The sequence below is a fragment of the Pradoshia sp. Z3_51 genome (assembly GCF_058215915.1).
The window spans coordinates 93,819-119,679 of sequence record NZ_JBZAJC010000006.1; the positions used below are offsets into that span (position 1 = coordinate 93,819).

Here is a 25,861-nt window from a genome sequence, read left to right on the forward strand (position 1 = left end):
CCAGATAATTAAACTCCTTTGTACGCTTCTCTTAAGATTTCTTCCAGTTCACTGATTAGAGGTAATTTTGGATTGGCAGTTGTACATTGGTCTTCAAATGCACGCTCTGCTAATATTTTTACATTTTCCTCAAATCTTTCTTGAGTTATTCCTTGTCCTTTAATGCTCATATCGATTTCCAATGATTTACCCAGCTCAGTGACAGCCTCTATTAATGACTGAACCCCTTCTTCAGTTGTGCTTGCAGGTAGTCCCAGTATTCTGGCTATTTGAGCATATCGCTCATCCGCACAGTAGTATTCATATTTAGGGAAGAGCGCATGTTTTCTTGGACGAATGGCATTGTAACGAATAACATGCGGCATAAGAATTGCATTAGAGCGGCCATGCGGGATATGGAATTCAGCTCCAATCTTATGTGCTAGGCTGTGATTAATACCCAGGAAGGCATTGGAGAAGGCCATCCCTGCCATACAGGATGCATTATGCATTTTCTCACGAGCTTCCTCATTCGCTCCGTCATGGTACGCTGTTTTTAAATTATTAAAGACTAGTTCAATAGCTTTTAAGGCTAAACCATCTGTATAATCATTTGCCATTACAGACACATAAGCCTCAATGGCATGTGTTAAAACGTCCATCCCTGTATCAGCTGTGATATTTTTAGGAACAGTCATGACAAACTGGGAATCCAGGATTGCTACATCCGGTGTTAAGGCATAGTCAGCCAGCGGATACTTTACATTCGTTTCTTTATCCGTAATAACCGCAAATGGCGTTACTTCAGAACCAGTACCGGAGGTGGTCGGGATGGCAACAAATTGGGCTTTTTCACCTAAGTCAGGATATTTATACGTACGTTTCCTGATATCAATGAATTTTTGTTTAATGTTAAAGAATGATGTTTCCGGTTGTTCATAGAATAACCACATGCCCTTCGCTGCATCCAGCGCAGAACCACCGCCCAGAGCGACAATTACATCCGGCTCAAAGCTATGCATTAATTTAGCACCCTTGAATACTGTTTCATCAGATGGATCCGGTTCAACATCCGCAAACATTTCGATTGCTTCAATCCCTTTATTTTTCCATAAATATTCTTTAACAATATCAACATAACCAAGGCTTACCATGCCTGGATCCGTTACAATAAAGGCACGTTTGATTCTTCTCATTTTTGCTAGATACTGTGTGGAATACTTCTCAAAATAAATTTTTGGCGGCAATTTAAACCATTGCATATTATTACGACGCTGTGTCATCATCTTCACGTTAATCAAGTGAGTAGCTGATACATTTTCAGAAACTGAGTTATTTCCATAAGAGCCACAACCAAGTGTTAAAGATGGAATGAAGGCATTATAGATGTCACCAATTCCTCCTTGAGCAGATGGGGAATTTACAATAATACGACATGCTTTCATTTTTATTCCGTATTCCCGTTGGATTTGTTCATTGGTGCTATGAATAACGGCCGAGTGTCCAAGACCACCTAAGTTCAGCATATCCATACATGCACCAAAGCCCTCTTCCGTAGATTTAACACGGATACACGCCAATACCGGACTTAATTTTTCACGAGATAAAGGATATTGTGGACCTGCACCATCAATTTCGGCAATTATTATTTTGGTATGCTCAGGTACTTTAATTCCAGCCATTTCAGCTATCTCATTAGCAGATTTTCCAACAATATGAGCATTAACGGCACATGATTTTTCATCAATAACAAGACGTTCAAGTTTCTTTAATTCTTTATCATTTACAAAATAGCAGTTATTTTTTATAAACTCTTGTTTAACTTCTTCATAGATCTGATCATCTACAATAATAGCTTGCTCAGAGGCACAGATCATGCCGTTATCAAAAGACTTCGATAAAATAACATCATTGACTGCACGTTTTACTTTAGCTGACTTTTCAATATAACAAGGTACGTTACCAGGACCTACACCTAGTGCCGGCTTACCTGTAGAATAAGCTGATTTAACCATTCCTGCTCCGCCTGTCGCAAGCACTAATGCGATATCTTTATGATTCATTAATTGCTTTGTAGCTTCAATGGATGGGTGCTCAATCCATTGAATACATCCTTTAGGAGCACCTGCAGCTACGGCAGCATCATGCAGGACTTGCGCCGCCTTCTTGGAGCATTCTTGTGCTGATGGATGGAAAGCAAATATAATTGGGTTACGTGTCTTAATAGATATTAAAGCTTTAAACATAGTAGTCGAAGTAGGATTCGTAACTGGTGTGACACCTGCAACAATTCCGACAGGCTCTGCAATCTCCATGACACCTGTTTGTTGATCTTCACGAATGACACCAACCGTTTTATCGTATTTAATACTGTGCCAAATATATTCCGTTGCAAACATGTTTTTAGTACATTTATCTTCGTAAATCCCTCTGCCAGTCTCTTCCACCGCCATTTTAGCTAAAAGCATGTGTTGATCAAGACCGGCAATTGCCATTTGATGAACAATCTCATCGATTTTTTCTTGATCAAATGTCTCAAATGTACGCAGGGCCGATTTTCCATTTTCGATTAACTCTTCAATCATCTCAGATACCTTAAGGACTTCTTCTATTTTTTCTTCTTTAACAGCCATTTCAATTTCCTCCTTATAGAAAACTTAGCATTGGTCGTAAATAGTCCCACAGGGATAAAATACGTCCCTATTAGTGAAAAAAATTACTGAACATCCTATCTGACAATTTAATTTTATCAGATTATTTAAAATCAGTCTGTAAACAATTTGTGAACACCTTCACCTTACAGATTGTGAAATACCTCACATACTTATTATATGCCTGCTTTATGTATTTGTCTAACTGTAGTCATTATTTTTTGAATTTAAGTCCTTTGTCATAGATCCACTTCTATCGGATTGACAGAGAAGTCTTTATATTGACAAAATAATAAACTCAAGTAAAGTAATTCTTAAATAGAACTGAAGGGAGAATGATTCCTATGTACAATAAAGCCCTCTTACTGGCAGGCTTAGTTTTTTCTTTAACTGCATGCTCTTCTGGCAATGAAGAAGAATCGCAAAAACCACTAACAGAAGAAGAAAAAATATATGCCAATAACTGTGCTTCCTGCCATGGCAATGCTTTAGAAGGCTATGCCGGACCAAAGCTTGAGGATATCGGAAATAGTATGAGTAAGGATGAAATCCTGGATATAATCAATAACGGTGCGAAAGGAATGCCTGCAGGAATAATTAAAGGCGAGGATGCAGAGAAAGTTGCTGCATGGCTTGCTGAGAAAAAGTAGAATAGAGATTTAAAGAGAGATATGGAATCAATGGTTTATGGTTTAATGAAAATTAAACAGCACTAAGAAATGCCGTTACCACTACGTAACGGCATTTCTTAGTGTTCTATATAATCCTTTTGTCTATCTTGTACGGCAAATTGTTGTGATGCTAAACCAATACGATTTTCATACATTTTCTGCGCCATAACTTTCTTAGCCATTTGAGCTGCTTCCATATAGTACTCATCGCTTACTGTAGCTTTGATTGAAAATCGTAAGCCATACGGACTGCTATCTAATGAAGATAAGCCATGAACTTGATAGGGTTCGAGATATTCTCCGTTTAAATCAGTTTTGAGATAATGGATTTGCTTTTGGTTGAGTTCATCACATACCTCAGCAAGTAACTCTTCTATTTTTGCAGGATTCTCTTGGAAACTAACAATTACGCTCTCAAAAATTCTTCTCCTTTCAACATTTCCGTTTTCTACTTTGCGAATTTCACCATTTGGAACTGTCATTAGTTTTCCGTTAAGTAATCGGATTTTCACCACTCTAAATCCCATATCCTCTACTGTCCCACCATCTATTTCCCCATTTACGTGGACAAAATCCCCTCGCTGAAATTGTTTTTCGAATATCATAAAAAACCCTGCCAGAAGATCAGTCATAATTTTTTGGGCACCCAGTCCAACTACAATTCCTACCACTCCGCCGGCAACCAGTATATTTTTGATATCCACGAAGGGTTTAATCATGGCAAGAATAATAATAAAGAAACCCAAATAATTAGACGTGTTGCGTACTACAGATTCAATTGTTTGTTCCTTTTTCTCAATCAAAAAATTTGTATGCTTAAAGAACTTGTGAAGAATAAACCTGACGAGATAAATCAAAGCATAGGTGATGATAAAAGTGTATAGGATTGTTAATCCATAACTTTTGAGTTGAGGCCAATCAATGCTGATATAACTTTGTAACCTGTTAATAAAGTCCATATCTATCCTCCCTAATTATAAAAACAATATAATAATTACTAAATACTACTAAATATTCTGTTATTATCCAAGTGTTATTGTTTAATAAAATCTATTAGACCTATTTAAATAAAATAGAGGCAGATGCTATGGAGTCTAAATTATATGGTTCATGGCTAATATAAGTTGCATTGCTTATTCTTCCTTCGGTAAAGATGGGGCATAGCTGCGGCATAGGCGGATTATAGGTGGCTTCCTCCACCCTTTCACACATCCTGCACCTTTACCACAGTATAGGTGGGGCATAGCTACGCCATAGGTAGGGTATAGGTGATTCCCCTTCAACTTTGGAGACGATAAAAAAAGAATCCGAAAATAAATTCGGATTCTTAATATAGTGGAAAGAGTTGTCTCAGTATTAACCGATAGAACCTTCCATCTCAAATTTAATTAATCTGTTCATTTCAACTGCATATTCCATTGGAAGTTCTTTTGTGAACGGTTCAATGAATCCCATAACGATCATTTCTGTTGCTTCCTGTTCTGAGATACCGCGGCTCATTAAATAGAAGAGCTGCTCTTCAGATACTTTGGAAACCTTCGCTTCATGCTCAAGTGAGATATTATCATTGTGGATTTCATTGTATGGAATCGTATCAGAAGTTGATTGATTATCCATAATGAGTGTATCACACTCGATATTAGAGCGTGCTCCATCAGCCCTTTTACCAAAGTGCACAACCCCACGATAGCTCACTTTACCGCCATGCTGAGAAATTGACTTAGATACAATCGTAGAAGATGTATTTGGAGCTAAGTGGATCATTTTAGCGCCTGCATCCTGGTGTTGACCTTTACCTGCAATAGCAATGGAAAGCGTCATACCACGGGCACCCTCACCGCGTAAAATACAAGCTGGATATTTCATGGTAAGCTTGGAGCCGATGTTTCCATCTACCCATTCCATTGTACCGTGAGCATCTACTACTGTACGTTTAGTAACAAGGTTATATACATTGTTTGCCCAGTTTTGGATTGTTGTGTAACGGCAATAAGCATTTTCTTTAACAATGATTTCAACAACAGCACTGTGAAGTGAATTTGTTGTATAAACAGGAGCCGTACAGCCTTCTACATAATGTACGGACGCATCTTTATCAACGATGATTAAAGTACGCTCAAACTGACCCATGTTTTCAGAGTTAATACGGAAATATGCTTGCAATGGTGTATCTACTTTAATACCTGGTGGGACATAGATAAATGATCCGCCAGACCAAACTGCAGAGTTCAATGCAGCAAATTTATTATCAGATGGCGGAATTACTTTAGCAAAGTGTTCACGGAAAAGGTCTTCATTTTCACGTAAAGCGGAATCTGTATCTTTGAATACGATTCCCATTGCTTCTAAGTCTTCCTTCATGTTATGGTACACAACTTCAGATTCGTATTGAGCTGATACACCGGCTAGGTATTTTTGTTCAGCTTCAGGAATACCAAGTTTGTCAAATGTACGTTTAATTTCCTCAGGAACTTCATCCCATGATTTCTCGGACTTCTCAGATGGTTTTACATAATACGTAATCTCATCAAAGTTTAAATCTGAAAGATTGCCTCCCCATTGTGGCATTGGCATGTTATAAAAATGTTCAAGAGACTTCAAGCGGAAGTCAAGCATCCATTGTGGTTCGTTCTTCATACGAGAGATTTCTTCAACAATCCCTTTAGTTAAACCGCGTTTAGAACGAAAGATGGAAACGTCCTTATCATGAAAGCCATATTTATAATCACCGATATCAGGCATTTTTTTAGCCATCGATCGCTTCCTCCTTCTTACTTAGTTCTAGCTGTTTTTCACTCTCAGCTAAAACATGTCATTTTAGTTTTCGTTAAGCCCTTTTTCCATAGCTTTCCAAGCAAGTGTCGCACACTTAATACGTGCTGGAAATTTACTCACACCTTGAAGGGCCTCTATATCACCAAGATCAAGATCGCCTTCGTCATATTCCTTGCCCTGTATCATGTTCGAAAATATACCAGCAAGCTTTAATGCTTCCTCACTGCTTTTGCCTTTGACGATTTGAGTCATCATGGAAGCTGATGACATAGAGATGGAACAACCTTCTCCATCAAACTTTGCATCTTGCACAATACCATCCTCTACTTTAAGTGTAAGATGAATACGATCTCCACAAGTAGGGTTATTCATATCTATCACAAGACTGCCGTCTTCCAGGCTTCCTTTATTTCGTGGATTTTTATAGTGATCCATGATCACTTGCCTGTAAAGGGTATCTAAATTATTAGAAGCCATTACTGAAATACTCCTTTGTTTTAACGAGTCCTTCGACTAAACGGTCGATATCTTGTTCTGTATTATATACATAAAAACTTGCTCTCGCCGTAGACGAAGCTTTTAACCATTTCATAAGCGGTTGTGCACAGTGATGCCCGGCACGAATAGCTATTCCATCTGTATCCAGAACGGTAGCGACATCATGCGGATGAACATCCTCAAGGTTAAAAGTTACTACACCAGCTCTTGATTCCGGATTTTTAGGTCCATAGATTTGGAGCCCCTCTATACTTGATAATTTATCAAGTGCATAAGCAGAAAGCTTATGCTCATGCGCCTCTACATTATCAAGACCAATCTCATTCAAGAAATCAATTGCAGCTCCAAGTCCAATGGCACCTGCAATGATTGGAGTACCGCCTTCAAATTTCCAAGGCAGCTCTTTCCATGTAGAATCCTGCAATCCCACAAAATCAATCATCTCTCCGCCAAATTCGATTGGTTCCATATTCTCGAGGTATTCCTTTTTCCCGTACATGACACCAATGCCAGTTGGTCCACACATTTTATGTGCAGAAAAGGCAAAGAAATCACAGTCAAGATCCTGAACATCCACTTTCAAATGCGGAGTGCTTTGCGCACCATCTACAACCATTACTGCTCCATTTTCATGGGCAATTTTCGCAATTTCTTTAACCGGATTGATGACACCAAGCACATTCGATACGTGCATAACTGAAACGATTTTCGTGTTTGAAGTAATCACTTCTTTGACTGTTTCAAGTGAAATAGTACCGTCTTCTCCAAGCGGGATATATTTCAATGTCGCACCGGTTGCTTTAGCTACTTGCTGCCATGGAATGATATTACTATGATGTTCCATCATACTGATAACAATTTCATCACCAGCTTTTAGGTTAGCTTTCCCGTAGCTGGCAGCAATTGTATTAATCGAAGTCGTTGTCCCTCTTGTAAAGACAACTTCTTCGATGGATTTCGCATTAATGAACTTTCTTACCTTTTCACGTGCTCCCTCATAAGCATCCGTGGCCATCGTTCCAAGTGTGTGAACACCACGGTGTACATTAGAGTTATACCGCTTGTAATACTCATCAATAGTCTGAATAACGGATGCTGGCTTCTGCGAAGTTGCGGCACTGTCCAGATATACTAATGAATGACCATTGACTTTCTCATTTAAAATTGGGAAAAGTTCTTTAATATTCGTTGGAATCATTATTTAACTTTCCTTTCAATTACCTCAGTCAACTGCTTTTTAACAGCTTCAACAGGTAATTGATTTACTACTGGGGCAAGGAACCCATGGATAATTAAACGTTCTGCTTCTGTTTTACTGATCCCTCTGCTCATTAAATAATAAAGCTGAATTGGATCCACACGGCCTACAGAAGCTGCGTGTCCAGCTGTTACATCATCTTCATCAATTAACAGAATAGGGTTTGCATCCCCACGTGCTTTCGGACTAAGCATTAATACTCTGGATTCCTGTACAGCATCAGCTTTAGTGGCACCATGTTCAATCTTACCGATACCATTAAAAATGGAGGATGCTTCATCCTTCATAACACCGTGCTTCAGGATATATCCATTTGAGTTTTTACCAAAATGAACAACTTTAGTTGTAAAGTTTTGAGTTTGTTTACCAGTACCAACCACTACTGTTTTAGTATCACCATATGAACCATTACCATGTAGGTTTGTAATATTCTCTGAAATAGTATTACCATCGTTCATTAAGCCCAATGCCCATTCCACTCGTCCATCATTTCCTACATATGCATTACGGTTTACATAGGTTTTCATATCTTTAGATAATGTATCAACTGCACCATATTTAACGACCGCATTGTTGCCGACGATAACCTCAGAAATGATATTTCCAATAGTCTCTTTGCCGTCAACCAATGAAATATAGTTTTCAACGTACGTTACGGAGCTGCTCTCTTCAGCAACAACAAGTACGTGATTATATAATTCAGTCTCAGCATTATCAATCATGAAGATAGCCTGGATGGGTTCTTCAATAACCACGTTACGTGGGATATAAAGAAAAGCTCCACCATTAAAGAGTGCTGCATGTAAAGCTGTAAGCTTATTCGTTTTTACAGGAACACTTGTAGTCATGAAGTATTTTTGCAAAAGTTCAGGATGTTCTTTAGCAGCAGTCCTGATATCTGTAAAAATAACACCTTTATCTTTAAGTTCCTGAGATACTGTCAAATAAGCAGCTGTATTGTTTCGTTGTACATACAAACTTCTGTTCTCATCAGGATTGATCAGCTTTTTCACGTCTTCAGCAAGTTCATCAATAGATGTAAATGTCTCGCTTGTAACGGAGTTCACTTTCATATCCTCTAATTGCCATTTATCAATCTTCGTTTTATCAGGTCTCGGCATAGGTAGCTCAGCTGAGGCAGAAAGGGCGTCTAAACGGAAGCTTTCAAGCCAGGCAGGCTCACTATGTGCTTTTGAAAAAGATGATACAACATCTTTTTCGAGTAATGTAGTTTCGATTGTCATAACGATCCTCCTATTGCTTATGCTTCAATTCCTACTGTTTCGTCTTCAATACCTAATTCTTTTTTAATCCAGTCATATCCTTCTGCTTCTAAGCGTTGCGCTAGTTCTGCTCCACCGGATTTCACGATTTTACCTTGCATCATTACGTGAACATAATCTGGAGTAATGTAGTTCAATAAGCGTTGATAGTGAGTAATCATTAGGCAGCCAAAATCTTCGTTTCTCATTTGGTTGATTCCTTTGGAAACAACTTTCAGCGCATCAATATCTAAACCGGAGTCGATTTCATCAAGAATCGCAATGGCTGGTTGCAGCATTAATAATTGAAGGATTTCATTACGTTTCTTTTCACCGCCGGAAAAGCCTTCATTTAAATAACGTTGAGCCATATCTTGATCCATTTCTAATAGATCCATTTTTTTATCCATTTCTTTAATGAATTTCATTAAGGAAATTTCGTCTCCTTCTTCACGTTTACTGTTAATAGCAGAACGCATGAAGTCGGCATTAGTAACCCCAGTAATTTCACTTGGGTATTGCATTGCTAAAAATAGACCGGCACGAGCACGTTCGTCAACTTCCATTTCAAGAACATCTTCACCGTCCATTGTGATGGAACCACTTGTTACTTCATATTTTGGGTGACCCATGATAGCAGATGACAATGTAGATTTTCCTGTACCATTTGGCCCCATAATTGCATGGATTTCTCCACCTTTAACTTCAAGGTTTACCCCTTTAAGAATCTCTTTACCTTCTATTGAAACATGTAAATCTTTAATTGTAAGAACTGAACCAGCCATTCTTATACCTCCAATATATAGTCATCTAAAGTTTTAGATTATTTCTATTCTCAATTTATTCTCATTACAATCTTATAACAAATCAAATCTAGATTCAACTTTTTGAAACGAGAAAATTACATAAAATGGACATAATATTTTAACATAATACTTAGCTTTACTGACATTATAATGTTAATTTTCACGAAAGAAAAGAACCAGCATGATCTTTACCAACCACCCTGATTTTAAAGACGGCAGTAACATTTTTGCACTAATTGAAAACATAAAAACAGGTAGAAGGAGAAATTGATTTTTCTTCCGCTACCTGTTTTTATGATTATCACTTTTAGAAATATTCACTTTATCACTTGATTCATTTACCCATGTACTCTTCTATTCACATCATTTAAGATTTGATTACTCTTCATATAACTACGTTCACGCTTCTCTTCTACTTTCATACGCACTTCAAGATTCTGACTGTAAACTTCATAGCCAACTCCATGTGCCTGCCTCATCGCTTTTTCCATTTCATCTGTTACTCTAAGCTGTAACTGATTGTCAAAGATAATGAATCATTCCTTTCCATTTATTATAATAAGGGTATCACTTTGCAGAAGAACCCTCAAAGTCTATATACCACTCTGAGCACATCTTAAAAGTGATATTGCGTATTTCTTCTAGGAAATCCTTGATTATCCTGAAAAATAATACCAGAGAAGAAAATAATTCATTGGAAAAGCATCTTACAATTGCTTTTAAAACACCTATTATATAGATGAAAAAGGTGCAGCTAAATGAATAGCTGCACCTTCCTTTTCTATTATTTATTTGATGGGATAACGGACCCTTTGTAGTTTTCATTAATGAAATCCTGGATATCTTTAGAATGAAGAACTTCAACCAATGTTTTAATTTCTTCCTTATTCTTATCCTCAGATCTAACAGCAATAATGTTTACGTATGGATTATTATCAGCACTTTCCAATGCAATCGCATCCTCAGCTGGTACAAGATCCGCTTCAATGGCATAGTTGGAATTAATCAGTACTGCATCGCCTTCATCATTATTGTAAACCTGCGTAAGCATAGGTGCTTCAATATCCGTTTTAAACTTTAAATTCTTCGGATTTTCCGCAATATCATCCACAGTTGCTTTAGTTTTATCAATGCCTTCTTTTAGCTTTATTAAGCCTTCTGTTTCCAGCATAGATAACATACGCCCATGATCAGCTACTGAGCTGCTCATAATGATGCTTGCGCCTTTTGGTAGGTCATCCAGGCTGTCGTATTTTTTAGAATAAACACCAATCGGTTCAATATGGATTCCGCCTGCATTGGCGAAATCATACCCATTATCCTTCACTTGACTCTCAAAATAAGGGATGTGTTGGAAATAGTTAGCGTCAATTGAGCCATCTTCCAATGCTTTATTCGGCATTACATAGTCTGTAAATACTTCAACTTCAAGTTTAATACCTTTTTCTTCAAGAAGAGTTGCTGCTTCTTCCAATATTTCTGCATGTGGAACATTTGATGCGCCAATTTTAATCGTTTTTAGTTCTTTGTCCCCGGAATTGGATTCATCTCCTGATCCACCGCAGGCTGCCAATAATAGGGTTAATCCTAAAACAAGTATGAACGATAACTTTTTCACTTTGGTTTCCTCCCTAGCGCTTATCTAATTTTCTTGTTATAAAATCTCCAATAAATTGGAGAATAAACACAATAATCAATACTAAAATAGTAGCAACAATCGTGACATCTGTCTGTCCGCGGCTAAACCCTTCCAAATAGGCAAGGTTTCCAAGTCCGCCCGCACCAATCATACCTGCCATCGCTGTATAACCTACAAGCGCAATTGCCGTAACTGTGATACCAGAAACAAGTGCAGGCAGAGATTCAGGAATTAGCACCTTCCATATGATTGTAAAGGAAGTGGCCCCCATCGATCTTGCTGCTTCTATTACACCTTTATCAATTTCACGCAATCCAATCTCAACCATTCGCGCATAGAATGGAGCAGCACCTATAATTAAAGCTGGCAAAGCCGCATTGACACCGATAATACTTCCTACTAATGCCTTTGTGAAAGGAATTAACAACACGATTAGAATAATGAATGGAATGGAACGGAATATGTTAACGAAAGCACCTACAATTCCGTAAATCACTTTGTTTTCCCACATATTCCCCTTTGAGGTCAAGAATAATAGCAGACCCAATATAATTCCAAGGAAAAAAGTTGCGATTAATGAGACACCTGTCATATACAAGGTTTCCCATGTCTTTTCATAAATTCGTTCCCAAACTACATTTGGTAATAATGTTTCCATCATTCTGAAATCACCTCCACACCAATTTCCTGATTGTGGAGATAGTCAATCGCTTTCGCCACTTCAGCAGCATCACCGTCTACATGAATAAATAACGTTCCATAGGACCCGTGCTGAGTCTGCGATATTTTACCCTGCAATATGTTTACATTGATTTTGTAAGAGCGGATAACCTCTGATAAAACAGGGGTTTCAGCTGATTCGCCAATAAAGGATAATTGTACAACTTTCCCCGTCGGATATTCAGCAAGCAAATGCTCAATCGTCTCTTTCGTTTCTTCTGGCTCAGTCACTTGCTGTACAAATCGTTTAGTAATCGGAGCATTTGGTTTTTTAAATACATCAAGTACTTTTCCGCTCTCGACCACTTTCCCCATCTCCATCACAGCAACGCGATGACAGATTTTACGAATAACATGCATTTCATGTGTAATTAATACGATTGTCAAGCCAAGTCTTTTATTTATATCAACGAGCAAATCCAAAATATCGTCTGTAGTCTGAGGATCAAGTGCTGATGTCGCCTCGTCACAAAGAAGAACCTGTGGATTGTTCGCTAATGCGCGCGCTATACCGACCCGCTGCTTCTGACCGCCGCTCAACTGAGATGGATAAGCATTTTCACGGCCATCTAATCCTACCAGACTTACAAGTTCCTTCACTCTTTCTTTACGTACCTTGCTTGGTACGCCCGCAATTTCTAAAGGAAACTCTATATTTTCGCTGACTGTCCTTGACCAGAGGAGATTAAAGTGTTGAAAAATCATACTTATTTCCATTCTGGCTTTTCTTAATTCAGCGCCTTTTATAGCAGCCATATCTTTGCCTGCCACCAAGACACTGCCTTCTGTTGGCTTCTCTAAACCGTTCAGCATTCTAATGAGGGTACTTTTTCCCGCACCGCTGTACCCAATAATTCCAAAGATCTCGCCTTTTTCAATAGATAATGAGACTTGATCCACTGCTTTGACAGCTGATGAACGTTTAAATGTTCCTGAGAAGGTCTTCGATACATCACGTAATGTAATCATGAAAAGTTCACCTGCTCTTTCTATCAACCTATAATTAAAGAATAACTTCAGTTAAACAAAAATGCCTTTCTGCGGAGGCAGAAAGGCATGATTTATTTATAACATGTTCCTTTCTCTCATCTCCCAGGATTTATTATCCTGTGTGAATTGGCACCTTTTCAATCATAAATGATTGCCGGTTGCCGGGCGTCAAAGGGCACTTCCCTCGGCCTCTCTTGATAAGAGTACTTAAACTATTCAATTAAATCTAACTGTCTGCTATCCTATCATGTTGAAGAAAGAACTGTCAACACCAAAGTCTGCATAGCATGTTCAATATTTATTTCACAACCACCTCAGTGGAAGCTATACCTGTTGCTTTTTCAATCGCAAGCTCCAATTCTTCAATTAGATCTTCTGCATGTTCAATTCCAACAGACAGTCTGATTAAATCCTCCTGTACACCTGATGCTTTTAATCCCTCTTCACTTAGTTGCTGATGAGTCGTGCTTGCCGGATGGATAATTAGGCTCTTTGCATCTCCCACATTGGCCACATGGGACCACAGTTCAACGGAATCAATCAGTTTTTTACCTGCCTCACGTCCACCCTTTATTCCAAAAACAACGACTGCTCCAGCACCTTTGGGTAAATATTTCTTCGTTTTTTCGTAATCAGGGTGATCTGAATCTCCTGGATACAAGACCCACGATACAGCCGGATGCTGTTTTAAATAGTCAACTATTAATCTCGTATTGGCTACATGCTCCTTCATCCTCACATGCAGAGTTTCCAATCCGAGAATAAATTGAAAGGCATTGTACGGGCTTAAGGAAGGACCTAAATCTCTCAACAGCTGAACTCTGGCCTTCACAATAAATGCTGCTGCACCAATTGCTTCACTGTAAATCAGATCATGATAGCTTGGATCGGGTTCAGTAAAGCCCGGAAATTTAGATGAATTCCAGTCAAACTTCCCTCCATCCACTATGACCCCGCCTAATGTGGTTCCATTTCCAAGCAGCCATTTCGTAGCTGAGTGTACGACGATATCCGCTCCAAACTCAATCGGACGGGATAAATAAGGAGTTGCAAATGTATTATCAATAATTAACGGAATTCCAGCTTCATGAGCAATTTCCGCCACCCGTTCAATATCAAGAACCTGCAGGCTTGGATTTCCAATCGTTTCTCCAAAAATAGCTTTGGTCTTTGATGTAATCGCTTCTCTAAAATTTTCAATGTCACTTGGATCCACGAACCTTACGTTAATACCATACTTAGGGAGAGTATTGGCAAATAAATTGTAGGTTCCGCCGTATAGAGTGGACGCAGAGATAATTTCATCACCTGCTCCCGCAATATTTAGGATTGAGAGTGTTATAGCTGCAGCACCACTTGATACCGCTAAAGCTCCAATGCCACCTTCTAATTCTGCTATACGTTCTTCGAATACACTTGAAGTTGGATTATGGATTCTAGTATAAATATAGCCAGTTTCAGCTAATCCAAATAAATCCGCAGCATGATCTGTGTCTTTAAATAAATAAGCATTCGTCTGGTAAATCGGCACGCTTCTCGCTCCAGTTACCGAATCCTGCTGCAATCCTCCGTGTATACCTACTGTTTCAAACCGATACTTCTTTTCTTCATTTGCCATTCTACATCTCTCCATTTCATTTTAAATAGAGAAGTGAGTAAATGAAAAAAACCTCTTCACAAGAAGAGGCAGGCATTTTCCATCTCTCCTTATCTCCCGGATTTATATCCGCTGGAATTGGCACCGTGTATTATAAAAATACCGGTTGCCGGGCTTCAACGGGCCAAGCCGTACTTTATCCCCCCATGAAGAACGAAATATACTGATAGCCTTGTCCGAAATGAGTATTGTTAAGACTTTAAGACGGAAAGGACATCAAGAAAGGTTAAAATAGCAAGAAAGGGCGGTTTGCACCGCCCTTTTTTTGTACGCCTATCATATCACGCTTAAATTTCCAATTCAAGGAATATTCTGAACATTCGATAAAAAATATATTCGCACTTGAGAAAAAGTAAAATATATACAAATTTGCAGATAATTAGCACTATCTTTTTCCTTTATATGTTAAAATATTCTTAACAATGTGATAGCGAGGTGTTCAGTTTGGATAAAACGATAAATCTTTCGAACCATTTATTCTACGATGAAGTAAGAAATCAAATTGCCCTAGAAACCAAGGAATCATTGAAACTATCTGCTGACTTACTGTCCTACGTGGAAGAAGAATTATTATTGATGTTGAATGATGCGATTGCGGAAGATAACGATAATAAACTTGTAAATGAAGCACTGTTTCTATTCTTTGCTCAAGGTATTAAATCCGTGAAATCTAGCCTTATCCTTAGTACAGAAGGGTATCTAACAAATGCTGTGATGTGTGCAAGAAATTGTATTGAAACTATCTTTAATATTCATTACCTAATAGGGGATAAAAAACAGAGCGAAAGCCGAGCGAAAAAGTTTCTTTCGAATCCTACTTATTGGACAAGCCACAAAATCATAGAAAGAGCTTATATGGAACTAAACAGACCATTATATGAGCTTTATCGAGTCTTTAGTAATTACACACATTCCAACTTAATGGGAGTAAGCCAAAACATACTAGCAAACCATAATATTTCGAGCATCCCTTCCGCTGAAAAAATCCCTTACTTGATAAATATGACGAACGCTTTATTTTACTCAATGATTCTAGATATTAGTGGTCACTATCAGATAAAAAGCCAACGGTTTGATTCCATCAAATTAAATGAAGAAACACAAAATATGTTAGAAACATTTGATATTGAAAGAACTGCCTGGGATGATGTTACAAATATGTTCAAGGAAATGGGCTTCACAGAAGCACAGATTCAAGAATTACAAAGAGATTATAAGAAACATTCTTTGAAGAATTTAAAAAGCAAGAACCCTAAGAAGAGCAAGAATAAAAGAAAGAAGAAAAAGAGATAATAAACCTAGTCCTACTCTCGAAATCTTATAGCACATAACAGTCTTGTTGCTAAAAGCGAAAGAGACTTGATTAAAGTTTACTATAATTCTATTTTGAAACAGATAGAGAATACCCCTTCGAAGAAAACAGAAATAGATGAATTACTATTCTAAAAGCTGACACTAACCTTCACATAATAAAAACAACTCCTATACAAGGGTTGTTTTTTTGTTACAAAATTCAACTAACGGTTCAGTTTGTTTAGTGAAGTATTTCACAATATAGATTAACCTATGTTTCAAGTTTTGGTTTGCTTTGAGCGTTTTGGAAAAGAAGATAAACAGTCGATACTGCGCCCAATACAGCAACTGTCTGTAAAGGATATTTATTTATGGTTTCTTTCACAAAGTCAGTCACAGCCTTGCCTGCCACTTTACTCACTCCATCGGCAACAACTTCTTTACCTTTTTCAACAACAGGATTGATAACATCATATTTTTTCGACAAATATATGCATCTCCTTTTTTATCAAACTGCTCCGTTAGTTGACGAACACAATTTAATATCCCTATATTTATTCTAACATATTACTCCACTAAACCTCGATTTCACCGATTTCCTTAATTCAAATTATAAAAGGTGGGCAGATTTGTTTTTGGAGCAATTGAACATAAAGAATACTCTTTTAATTTACGCACAAAAAATACACAAACTTTAATAGTAAAATTTGTGTATATTGTATACAAGTACCGTGCTAACAGGCAATGGTGGGCCAGTCCCTCCACCTCTCTTGATAAGAACCAAATATTAAGTTGTTAAAACTATAGCATATGGAAAAATATGAGTCAACTGATTATTCAGAATTTTTAAATTAAGTAACAAAGAGCTTCTTTTACTATAATAAATGCCTCCAGTTAGCCACTTAACAATCATCTAATCGGTTGAGATTACAGGCTATTATATAGAATTCTACAAATCAATTAAAACTTCTGACATAGACAGCGTAAAATAGAAACAGCACCTTTAAAAGATTCTAGTTAAATATTCATCGACATATTTCCTGAGAAATAACTGCTCTTATTCTGTAATTCTCTTTAATTGATCAACAAGATAGGGAACTGAGTGGAAGGCATAGATTTTCTCGATTGGCTGGTTATCCTTGATTAAAATGAGGCATGGTACACTCTGAATTTGATATTCTTCTGCAAGTTCCTTAGCATAGTTAAGATTGACTTTTTCCAAAGAGGCATTTGGGAGGACTTCCTTTGCAATATCAAGCATTTTACCTGCTAATTGACATGTTCCGCAAAGAGGAGTAAAAGTATAGATCGCTTTATTTATCGTGGTTTGATTGTTCATTTTTCATTACATCCTTCATTTGTTTTAAAAATTCGGCTTTTACATCTATATTGGCTGCCAAAAGAACCGTTGCTAAATGATATCTTGGCGCATTAGCAACTTCACGGTATGTACGATCAATATATATGTGAGATGCATTTGGCATTTCTCGTCTTAACTGTTTTCTCAGCTTTTCTCCGGATTCATCTGCATCAGCCAAAATATACACGTCTCTCTGTTCAAGTTCGTCTACTAATTCATCCAGTTTCGATAGACTGATGGTTCCATTTGTACATCTTATATCGACAGATTCGTTAAGTACAGATTGTATTTTTTGGCGGTCGGTAGAACCTTCCACAATAATTACTTTCTCACTTTGAGCATCCTGCATGATTGATCACCTTTTATTAGGAGAGTACGTTCTATGTGATTGGACAATTGCCTTCGTCTTTTTCATTATATGTATCTTACCCTAACATAGTGGAAAGTAACAATTGATCTAAAAACATAATAAAAAGGAAAGAAGCTGACGAATGACCCCAAACTTCTCCCCTCTATTGACTACTCTTCTTTAGTCGCTGTTTCGTATTGGCCAGCATCCATTAATTCATCATATTCACTGATTTCGGATGGTTCAACAACTACCATCCATGCTTTTTCATATGGAGATTCATTAACATATTCTGGACTATCCGCTAATTCTTCATTTACTTCAACAACTGTCCCACTGATTGGCGCATACAATTCAGATACTGTCTTAACTGATTCTACACTGCCAAACGGTTCATTACGGGTCAATTGATCACCTATTTCCGGTAGTTCCACAAATACGATGTCTCCCAATTCTTTTTGAGCAAAATCAGTTATTCCAATTCGAATCTTACCATCCTCTTGTTTAACCCATTCATGCTCAGCTGTATAACGTAATCCCGCTGGAATGCTCATGATTTAATCCCCCCAAAATGTATGTATGGTTCCTATTTATCATGACATCAAACTGGTTATTTGACAATTGTTTCATGCCCAGATTTTCTGGTAATTTACCTCTTTGAATCCTACTGTTACTTTTTCTCCATCAAATGCGATTGGGCGCTTGATTAGCATCCCGTCTGATGCAAGCAAGGTAAGAATTTCATCTTCAGACATATCCTTCACTTTATCTTTTAACCCAAGTTCTCTGTATTTCATCCCACTTGTGTTAAAAAATTTCTGAAGAGACAATTCACTTTTTTGATAAATTATTTCTAGCTCTTCTTTCGTTGGAGGATTTTGCGCTATATCAACTTCTTGATAGGATATTCCCTTTTCATCAAACCATTTCTTTGCTTTTCTGCATGTCCCGCATTTAGGATACCAGTATAATGTAATCATCGTTTTATCACCTCAATTGAAGCATACCACATTTTTTCATCTATCTTAAACGGATATACTTCTGCTCTAGAAAAGGTAACAGGTCTAACATAGCAGGAAAAGAAAAAGCCTGGTTTTCACCAAGCCTCCATAGTATAAAGGATTAAACAGTGTAACGCTCAGCATCAACTAACTTTTCTGAAGCTTCACGTTTAAGTGCGATTACATTGATTGGTGTGAAACGTGTGAATTTACGTAAAGCTGATGTCATCATACGTAATGTATCACCAGTTTCTGTTGCCACTAATGTTTCTTTAGCATGCTTCTCGATTTCGCCAAATGCTTCCTGGCAGAAGATTTGAGTATAAAGAAGTTTTTGTTTGTTCTTTTCTAAGCCATCTTTTTTGATTGCTTTTTCTGTACGAAGAACAACTGATTCCATCGCATAAACGAAAGAAGCAATATCCGCAATATTAACAAGAATTTCTTGTTCTTTTTCCAGCTCAGTACCATATTTTTGCGCAGCCAATCCTGCAATCATAATACCAATCTTCTTAGCATTTTTCACAAGATGTTTTTCTTGATCAAGCGGCTCTGTACCTGGCTCTTCAGGCATAAGCATCATGAGTCCTTCAGACAGCTCCTGTGCTTTTTGTAATAACGGCAATTCACCTTTTAAAGCTTTTTTCAGGAATGTACCTGGTACAAGCAGACGGTTAATTTCGTTTGTTCCTTCAAATATACGGTTAATACGAGAATCACGGTACATTCTTTCAATTTCATACTCAGCCATAAATCCATAGCCTCCATGAAGCTGAACCGCTTCATCCACAACATAATCTAAAACCTCGGAAGCAAAGAACTTATTTAAGGAGCATTCGATTGCATATTCAGCAATTGATTTTGCTACTTCTTTCCCATCTTTTACTTCTTCATCACTTAGGCGGCTCATTCTTTCCTCGAATAAACCAACTGTCCTATAGACGGAACTTTCAGCTGCGTATATTTTGGAAGCCATTGTAGAGAGCTTTTCTTTTGTTAAATTAAATGAAGAGATTGGTGTTTTAAACTGTTGGCGTTGATTAGCATACGTAGCAGCTAATTCAAATCCTCGTTTGGAAGCACCAACAGCTCCTACTCCCAATTTATAACGACCGATATTCAAAATGTTAAAGGCAATTACATGACCTCTTCCTGCTTCTCCCAATAGGTTCTCAACAGGTACTTCTGCATCCTCAAGAATTAATGTTCTAGTTGAAGAGCTCTTAATCCCCATTTTCTTTTCTTCCGGTCCAGTAGACACACCTGGATACTCTCTTTCTACGATGAATGCAGAAAATTTGTCGCCGTCGATTTTTGCATATACGACAAATACATCAGCAAAGCCTGCATTTGTAATCCATTGTTTCTCACCATTTAAGACATAGTGAGTTCCTTCTTCATTCAATTTTGCTGTTGTCTTTGCGCCAAGCGCATCAGAGCCTGAGCTTGGTTCAGTTAAGGCATAGGCTGCCAGCTTTTCCCCGGTAGCTAATAATGGGAGGTACTTTTGTTTTTGTTCTTCATTACCAAATAAAACGATTGGCAAGGACCCGATCCCAACATGTGCTCCATGAGAAATTGAGAAGCCTCCTGCACGGGATAATCTTTCTGAAATAAGGGCGGAACTGACTTTATCCAAGCCTAATCCACCATATTCCTCCGGTACATCTGCACCTAATAGACCTAGTTCTCCAGCTTGTTTCAATAATTTTACAGAACGGTCAAACTCATGATTCTCTAAATATTCCACCTGAGGCAATACTTCATTTACTAAATAATCCTCAGTCGTTTTCGCAATCATTTTATGTTCATCAGTATAATCCTCAGGTGTAAACATGTTTTCTGCATCAATATCTTCAATTAAAAACGCTCCGCCTTTTAACACTTCTTCTGTTTGATTAGCCACTTTTCTTCCTCCTGATTTAGAGATGACTGGACTCTTGTTGCCAATCATCTCATCGTTTATAAATTTTTATGCTAATAATTCAAATACACCAGCCGCGCCCATTCCTCCGCCAATACACATCGTTACGATTCCAAATTGCTCATTTCGGCGTTTCATCTCATGAAGGAGGCTCAATGTTAATTTAGCTCCAGTACACCCAAGCGGATGTCCTAATGCAATGGCGCCGCCATTTACATTCACTCTCTCCTCATCCAATCCAAGCTGACGAATTACCTGAATGGATTGAGAAGCAAACGCTTCATTTAATTCGAACAATCCAATATCAGATAAACTTAAGCCTGCCAGTTTAAGAGCTTTAGGAATTGCTTCTACCGGACCGATTCCCATAAGTTCCGGTGGCACTCCTGCGACTGCAAAAGAACGAAATTTCAAAAGTGGCTTGAAGCCATCCGCCTCGGCTTTTTCCCGATCCATCAGTAATACCGCTGCTGCTCCATCACTGGTTTGTGAAGCATTCCCGGCTGTTACTGTTCCTGTGAGTGAAAATGCAGGCCTCAGTCTAGCAAGCACTTCCGTTGTTGTCCCTTCTCGTACTCCTTCATCTGTTGTAAATTGAACGGAGCGCTCTTTTAATTTATTGTCTGATCCTACTTGACGAAAAGTGACATCAACAGGAACGATTTCATCTTCAAATTTCCCATCCCGAATGGCCTGTGCTGCTTTTTGGTGACTGCGTACTGCAAAGGCATCCTGGTCTTCACGGGTAATCCCAAATTTCTTAGCAACTTCTTCAGCCGTATGTCCCATACCCATATAATATTCAGGAGCTGCTTCTGCCAGTTTCGAATTGGGACGAACTACATGTCCCATCATCGGAACCATACTCATCGATTCAACCCCACCGGAAATGACCGTTTCAGAATGTCCGAGCATAATTCGCTCTGCTCCATAAGCAATGGATTGCAGTCCTGATGAACAGTAACGATTGATCGTTATAGCGGGTACATTGTATGGTAAACCTGCCAAGGCACCGATATTACGAGTCACATTGAGCCCTTGCTCTGCTTCAGGCATAGCGCATCCAAAGATCATATCATCAATTGGTCCATCGTAATTTTCTGCTCGTTTTAGCGTTTCCTTTACTACTAATGCACCTAAATCATCTGGTCGAACATTTGCAAGAGTTCCTTTTTTGGCTCTGCCTACCGGGGTTCTGGCTCCGGCTACAATCACTGCTTCTCTCATGCCAATCCTCCTCTTAATCACTCAAAATACGGATCTATTAATTGCGTAATGGTTTTCCTTTAACAAGCATATGTTGCATGCGCTGCTGTGTTTTTCCTTCTTGGACAAGGCTGATAAATGCTTCTCTTTCTAAATCAAGTAAATACTGTTCATCTACTTCTGTTCCATAAGGCACTTTACCGCCAGCTAAAACATAGGCAATTTTTTGGGCAATCTTCAAATCATGCTCTGAAATATAGCCTGAATACAGCATGGATTGCGCTCCTAGTAACAGAGCCGCATAACCAGGTTCTCCTGATACCGGAATTTTTTTGCGCACCGGTGGCTTATAACCAGTATCATGTAAAGCAATAACAGCCTGTTTCGCATCGTATAACTGATGATCCGGATTAAAGCTGATTCCATCGTTACTATTCAGGAAGTTATTCTCTCTTGCTTCATCAGCGGAAGTAGATACTTGGGCAGTAGCAATCGTTTCAAACACTTTAATAGCAACTTTAGTAATATCGAAATCAATACCATTCGGTAAGCTATCCAGATGTTTAATATACAGCTCTTTATTTCCGCCTCCGCCAGGCAACAAACCGACACCCGTCTCAACCAATCCTATATATGACTCAGATGATGCCTGGATTTTTGCGGCTGGCAAGCAAATTTCAGCTCCTCCGCCAAGCGTCATATTAAATGGCGCAGCGACAACCGGTTTATTGCTGTATTTAATATTCATCATTGCTTGCTGGAATTGACGTGTAATCATTTCTACATCAAATATATTGTCGTCCTGTACTTCCATTAAAATCATGGCCAGGTTGGCTCCAACGCAGAAGTTTTTGCCCTGGTTTCCGATAACTAATCCTTTGTAGTTTTTATCCACTTCTTCAATTGCATAATTGATCATTTGAATAATATCAAAGCCAATCGCATTATTCGGAGAATGGAATTCTAGCAAAGCCACACCATCACCAATATCAATCAGGCTCGCACCGCTATTTTTCTTAATGACCCCTTTTTGTTTCTTAATCAACTTCAGATTTATGATTTTTTCGTTTACTTCAACCTCTTGATATTCACCATTTGCATAATAAAGGGTTCCGTTATCCCCTTCTTTATAGAAGGTTGTGTTACCGTTTTCAATCATTTGTGTGATCCATTCAGGAATATTGCGTCCTTCCTCCTGCATCCTGGCAACGGATTTCTCTAGGCCAATTGCATCCCAGGTTTCAAATGGTCCAAGCTGCCAACCGAATCCCCATTTCATGGCCTGATCGATTGCAACAATATCATCGGCAATGTCGCCAAGTAGTTCTGCTGAATAGAGTAAAGTAGGGCTGATTACATTCCATAGCAATTCACCGACACGATCTTTCGCATAAATAAGCGCTTTCAATTTTCTCGCGGCGCCTTTCTCCTGCTTTACCATATCAAGCGAAGGTGCTTTTAGCTTTTTACGCTCTACATATTCCAAAGTGGATGGGTCAAGCTCCAGTATTTCTTTCCCTTTTTTCAGGAAGAATCCCTGCCCTGACTTACTTCCCAACCAGCCGTTATCAAGCATCTTTTTCATAAATTCAGGTACTTCAAATACAGATTTTTCTTCCTCATTATCTACATTGTCATAAACATTTTTAGCTACATGCGCGAATGTATCCAGTCCCACTACATCCAGCGTACGGAAGGTTGCACTCTTTGGACGGCCAATTAAAGGACCAGTTACAGAATCTACTTCCCCGACACTGTAGCCGCGCTCCATCATTTCACGAACAGTTACCAATAAACCGTAAGTCCCAATGCGATTACCGATAAAATTCGGGGTATCTTTAGCAATTACAACCCCTTTTCCTAAAACATCTTCTCCAAATTGTTTCATCGCTTTAACTATTTCAGGCGATGTTGCTTCTGTCGGGATAATTTCCAAAAGCTTTAAATATCTAGGTGGATTAAAGAAATGAGTGCCAAGGAAATGTTTGCGGAAATCTTCTGAACGCCCTTCCGCCATTGCCTCAATGGAAATTCCGGATGTATTTGAACTAATAATACTCCCCGGCTTTCTATATTCGTCAATTTGTGAAAACACACTTTGTTTAATATCAAGTCTTTCAACAACGACCTCAATAATCCAGTCGCAATCATTAATTTTTGACAAGTCGTCTTCAAAGTTTCCTGGCTCAATTAAAGATAAATTTTTCTTGGAGGTTAACGGTGCAGGTTTTTGTTTAAGTAGTTTTTGAATGGACATTTGAGCCAATCGATTACGGACTTGCTTGTCTTCAAGAGTTAGCCCCTTTTTTCCCTCATCCGCGGTAAGTTCTCTTGGAACAATATCCAATAGCTTAACCGGAATTCCAATGTTGGCTAAATGTGCTGCAATCCCTGAACCCATGACACCTGATCCAAGTACAGCTACTTTTTTAATTTTAAGGTTCAACATTAATCCCCCTTTAATTTGAATGAATACTCATTCATTTTTATGACAAAAAAATATGGAATAAAAATCCTACATCTTTAACTATAAAAGATTTTCGAAAATTCCGCAATTAAAAAAGCCATAAAAATGGTAATTTGTTAGAAAGTTTTTATTTGGTCAAACTACTACTGGAGGTGAATTTAATGGCGAAGCTTAAAAAGAATCCAAGCAAAGAAGGAGTCAGTGCGGCAAGTGTAAAAGGCAATGCTGGTCCGCACCATGAAAAACATTATAATAAGGTAAACAGCCAAAATAACCAGTTTAAAAAATAGTCTGCACCTGTTTTATACTATGTACAAGGCGTACTTTTTCGCTCCTATTAAACGCACATAAAATACCCCAAATCTAATGATTTGGGGTATGTGTTTCATCATTATGCCATTACTGTCTCTTCCTGCATAGATATAATCGTTCCCGCATTTCCTTTCAATGCATCTAATGCTTTTTCGAGAGATGTAATAATAGTAGTACGGCCAGGTCTTGATTCTGCAAATTGAATAGCAGCTTCTACTTTAGGAAGCATACTGCCCGGTGCAAAGTGACCTTCTTCAGCCAATGCCTTTATTTCATTGGTTGAAATAGATTCCAGTTTTTGCTGATTAGGCTGATTGTAGTTTATGTAGATATTGTCTACAGCAGTCAAAATAATTAATGAGTCTGCATCCACTAATTCTGCTAACTTCTCAGAAGCAAAATCCTTGTCGATTACTGCCTCAACACCAATCAACTCGTCGTCAGATTGCATAACTGGGATACCGCCGCCTCCTGTAGAAATAACAATTTTTCCACTTTCCACAAGACTATTAATGCTCTTATGCTCCAGGATGCTGACCGGTTTCGGTGAAGGAACGACTCTTCTCCAACCTCTGCCTGCATCTTCCTTAAAGGAAGCACCAGTCTCCTGGATCAATTTCATCGCTTCCTCTTCTGTATAAAAAGGACCAATCGGTTTTGTAGGATTCTTGAAGGCGCCATCGTTTTCATCAACTACGACCCTTGTTACAATGCCCACTACATCTTTATGAATTCCTCTTTTGCTTAGGGCTTTGTCCATGGCATTTTCCAACCAGTATCCAATCATACCTTGTGACATCGCTCCGCAAGTATCAAGTGGCATTGCTGGATTTTTCTCTGAATCAGCCGCTTTTTGCTGAAGAAGGATATTTCCTACTTGTGGACCATTACCATGCGAAATGATAATATCCATTCCATTTTCAACAAGCGTTGCAAGCTGTTCAGCTGTCTTTTCTAGTGCCAGCTGTTGAGCCTTTGCACTGGCATCTCCGGATTGAATGGCATTACCGCCTAAAGCTATCACTACTTTTTTTCTTTCCATA

Annotated in this window: 24 protein-coding genes and 2 riboswitches; of the genes, 3 read left to right on the forward strand and 21 right to left on the reverse strand. The window is 38.4% G+C overall.

The features are described 5' to 3' along the window. Nucleotides 1–8: 8 nt before the first annotated feature. The gene (gene adhE, locus AC4BHA_RS13010) at nt 9–2,612 is read right to left on the reverse strand and encodes a bifunctional acetaldehyde-CoA/alcohol dehydrogenase (RefSeq protein ID WP_066106514.1); all 2,604 of its coding nucleotides are present in this window, start codon (nt 2,610–2,612) and stop codon (nt 9–11) included. Between the two features lie 362 nt (nt 2,613–2,974). On the opposite strand from adhE, the gene AC4BHA_RS13015 reads away from it, so the two are divergent. Then, nucleotides 2,975–3,280, forward strand: a complete 306-nt coding sequence (locus tag AC4BHA_RS13015; protein ID WP_490552409.1) for a c-type cytochrome — start codon at nt 2,975–2,977, stop codon at nt 3,278–3,280. Between the two features lie 98 nt (nt 3,281–3,378). Here AC4BHA_RS13015 and AC4BHA_RS13020 read toward each other — a convergent pair whose 3' ends face one another. From AC4BHA_RS13020 to AC4BHA_RS13070, 11 genes are all read right to left on the reverse strand, one after another. Further along, nucleotides 3,379–4,260, reverse strand: a complete 882-nt coding sequence (locus AC4BHA_RS13020; protein WP_077248115.1) for a mechanosensitive ion channel family protein — start codon at nt 4,258–4,260, stop codon at nt 3,379–3,381. 397 nt (nt 4,261–4,657) lie between these two features. Beyond that, nucleotides 4,658–6,055 (reverse strand): Fe-S cluster assembly protein SufB, encoded by a 1,398-nt coding sequence (gene sufB / locus AC4BHA_RS13025; protein WP_066106507.1) that lies wholly within the window; start codon nt 6,053–6,055, stop codon nt 4,658–4,660. 63 nt (nt 6,056–6,118) lie between these two features. Next, nucleotides 6,119–6,553, reverse strand: a complete 435-nt coding sequence (sufU, locus tag AC4BHA_RS13030; RefSeq protein WP_066106504.1) for a Fe-S cluster assembly sulfur transfer protein SufU — start codon at nt 6,551–6,553, stop codon at nt 6,119–6,121. Further along, nucleotides 6,543–7,772, reverse strand: a complete 1,230-nt coding sequence (locus AC4BHA_RS13035) for a cysteine desulfurase (protein ID WP_490558754.1) — start codon at nt 7,770–7,772, stop codon at nt 6,543–6,545. The genes sufU and AC4BHA_RS13035 overlap by 11 nt, the downstream gene beginning before the upstream one ends. Continuing rightward, the gene (sufD, locus tag AC4BHA_RS13040; protein ID WP_066106498.1) at nt 7,772–9,076 is read right to left on the reverse strand and encodes a Fe-S cluster assembly protein SufD; all 1,305 of its coding nucleotides are present in this window, start codon (nt 9,074–9,076) and stop codon (nt 7,772–7,774) included. The genes AC4BHA_RS13035 and sufD overlap by 1 nt, the downstream gene beginning before the upstream one ends. Nucleotides 9,077–9,093: 17 nt before the next feature. Continuing rightward, nucleotides 9,094–9,879 carry a Fe-S cluster assembly ATPase SufC gene (sufC, locus tag AC4BHA_RS13045; RefSeq protein ID WP_066106490.1) on the reverse strand — a complete coding sequence of 262 codons (786 nt, stop codon included), beginning with the start codon at nt 9,877–9,879 and terminating at the stop codon, nt 9,094–9,096. Between the two features lie 359 nt (nt 9,880–10,238). Next, nucleotides 10,239–10,391, reverse strand: coding sequence for a YuzK family famiily protein (locus tag AC4BHA_RS13050; protein WP_175354290.1), 153 nt, complete (start codon nt 10,389–10,391; stop codon nt 10,239–10,241). 293 nt (nt 10,392–10,684) lie between these two features. After that, nucleotides 10,685–11,518: a MetQ/NlpA family ABC transporter substrate-binding protein gene (locus AC4BHA_RS13055; protein ID WP_066106487.1), complete on the reverse strand. Its 834-nt coding sequence runs from the start codon at nt 11,516–11,518 to the stop codon at nt 10,685–10,687. 13 nt (nt 11,519–11,531) lie between these two features. Beyond that, on the reverse strand, nt 11,532–12,200 hold the full coding sequence (locus AC4BHA_RS13060; protein ID WP_066106484.1) for a methionine ABC transporter permease: 669 nt from the start codon (nt 12,198–12,200) through the stop codon (nt 11,532–11,534). After that, on the reverse strand, nt 12,197–13,228 hold the full coding sequence (locus tag AC4BHA_RS13065; protein ID WP_066106481.1) for a methionine ABC transporter ATP-binding protein: 1,032 nt from the start codon (nt 13,226–13,228) through the stop codon (nt 12,197–12,199). The genes AC4BHA_RS13060 and AC4BHA_RS13065 overlap by 4 nt, the downstream gene beginning before the upstream one ends. Before the next feature lie 113 nt (nt 13,229–13,341). Next, a riboswitch (SAM riboswitch) is annotated at nt 13,342–13,453 on the reverse strand. Between the two features lie 94 nt (nt 13,454–13,547). After that, entirely contained in the window at nt 13,548–14,867 is a 1,320-nt protein-coding gene (locus AC4BHA_RS13070; RefSeq protein WP_490558755.1) for an O-acetylhomoserine aminocarboxypropyltransferase/cysteine synthase family protein, read from the reverse strand. An 86-nt stretch (nt 14,868–14,953) separates the two neighbouring features. Beyond that, a riboswitch (SAM riboswitch) is annotated at nt 14,954–15,060 on the reverse strand. A gap of 290 nt (nt 15,061–15,350) precedes the next feature. On the opposite strand from AC4BHA_RS13070, the gene AC4BHA_RS13075 reads away from it, so the two are divergent. Further along, complete coding sequence (locus tag AC4BHA_RS13075; protein ID WP_490558756.1) at nt 15,351–16,199, forward strand: DUF5677 domain-containing protein; 849 nt, start codon at nt 15,351–15,353, stop codon at nt 16,197–16,199. A gap of 271 nt (nt 16,200–16,470) precedes the next feature. Here AC4BHA_RS13075 and AC4BHA_RS13080 read toward each other — a convergent pair whose 3' ends face one another. The 8 genes from AC4BHA_RS13080 to AC4BHA_RS13115 form a co-directional block, all read right to left on the reverse strand. Beyond that, complete coding sequence (locus tag AC4BHA_RS13080) at nt 16,471–16,686, reverse strand: hypothetical protein (protein WP_490558757.1); 216 nt, start codon at nt 16,684–16,686, stop codon at nt 16,471–16,473. A 570-nt stretch (nt 16,687–17,256) separates the two neighbouring features. Next, nucleotides 17,257–17,538: a thioredoxin family protein gene (locus tag AC4BHA_RS13085; RefSeq protein WP_066106475.1), complete on the reverse strand. Its 282-nt coding sequence runs from the start codon at nt 17,536–17,538 to the stop codon at nt 17,257–17,259. After that, a complete protein-coding gene (locus AC4BHA_RS13090; RefSeq protein WP_139892263.1) occupies nt 17,513–17,908 on the reverse strand; it encodes a toprim domain-containing protein in 396 nt (131 codons plus the stop codon). The genes AC4BHA_RS13085 and AC4BHA_RS13090 overlap by 26 nt, the downstream gene beginning before the upstream one ends. Before the next feature lie 170 nt (nt 17,909–18,078). Further along, nucleotides 18,079–18,462, reverse strand: coding sequence for a glycine cleavage system protein GcvH (gcvH, locus tag AC4BHA_RS13095; protein WP_066106469.1), 384 nt, complete (start codon nt 18,460–18,462; stop codon nt 18,079–18,081). A gap of 72 nt (nt 18,463–18,534) precedes the next feature. After that, complete coding sequence (locus AC4BHA_RS13100; protein WP_490558758.1) at nt 18,535–18,888, reverse strand: arsenate reductase family protein; 354 nt, start codon at nt 18,886–18,888, stop codon at nt 18,535–18,537. A 142-nt stretch (nt 18,889–19,030) separates the two neighbouring features. Beyond that, nucleotides 19,031–20,815 (reverse strand): acyl-CoA dehydrogenase FadE, encoded by a 1,785-nt coding sequence (locus AC4BHA_RS13105; protein WP_490558759.1) that lies wholly within the window; start codon nt 20,813–20,815, stop codon nt 19,031–19,033. 66 nt (nt 20,816–20,881) lie between these two features. Continuing rightward, the gene (locus AC4BHA_RS13110) at nt 20,882–22,060 is read right to left on the reverse strand and encodes an acetyl-CoA C-acetyltransferase (RefSeq protein WP_490558760.1); all 1,179 of its coding nucleotides are present in this window, start codon (nt 22,058–22,060) and stop codon (nt 20,882–20,884) included. A 37-nt stretch (nt 22,061–22,097) separates the two neighbouring features. Beyond that, nucleotides 22,098–24,488, reverse strand: coding sequence for a 3-hydroxyacyl-CoA dehydrogenase/enoyl-CoA hydratase family protein (locus tag AC4BHA_RS13115; protein ID WP_066106456.1), 2,391 nt, complete (start codon nt 24,486–24,488; stop codon nt 22,098–22,100). 179 nt (nt 24,489–24,667) lie between these two features. Here AC4BHA_RS13115 and AC4BHA_RS13120 point away from each other — a divergent pair, with 179 nt between their 5' ends. Next, nucleotides 24,668–24,796: a YuzL family protein gene (locus tag AC4BHA_RS13120; RefSeq protein WP_077248114.1), complete on the forward strand. Its 129-nt coding sequence runs from the start codon at nt 24,668–24,670 to the stop codon at nt 24,794–24,796. A gap of 101 nt (nt 24,797–24,897) precedes the next feature. Here the strand turns inward: AC4BHA_RS13120 and arcC are convergent, their stop codons facing one another. Then, entirely contained in the window at nt 24,898–25,860 is a 963-nt protein-coding gene (gene arcC / locus AC4BHA_RS13125) for a carbamate kinase (RefSeq protein ID WP_066106453.1), read from the reverse strand. Nucleotide 25,861 lies beyond the last annotated feature (1 nt).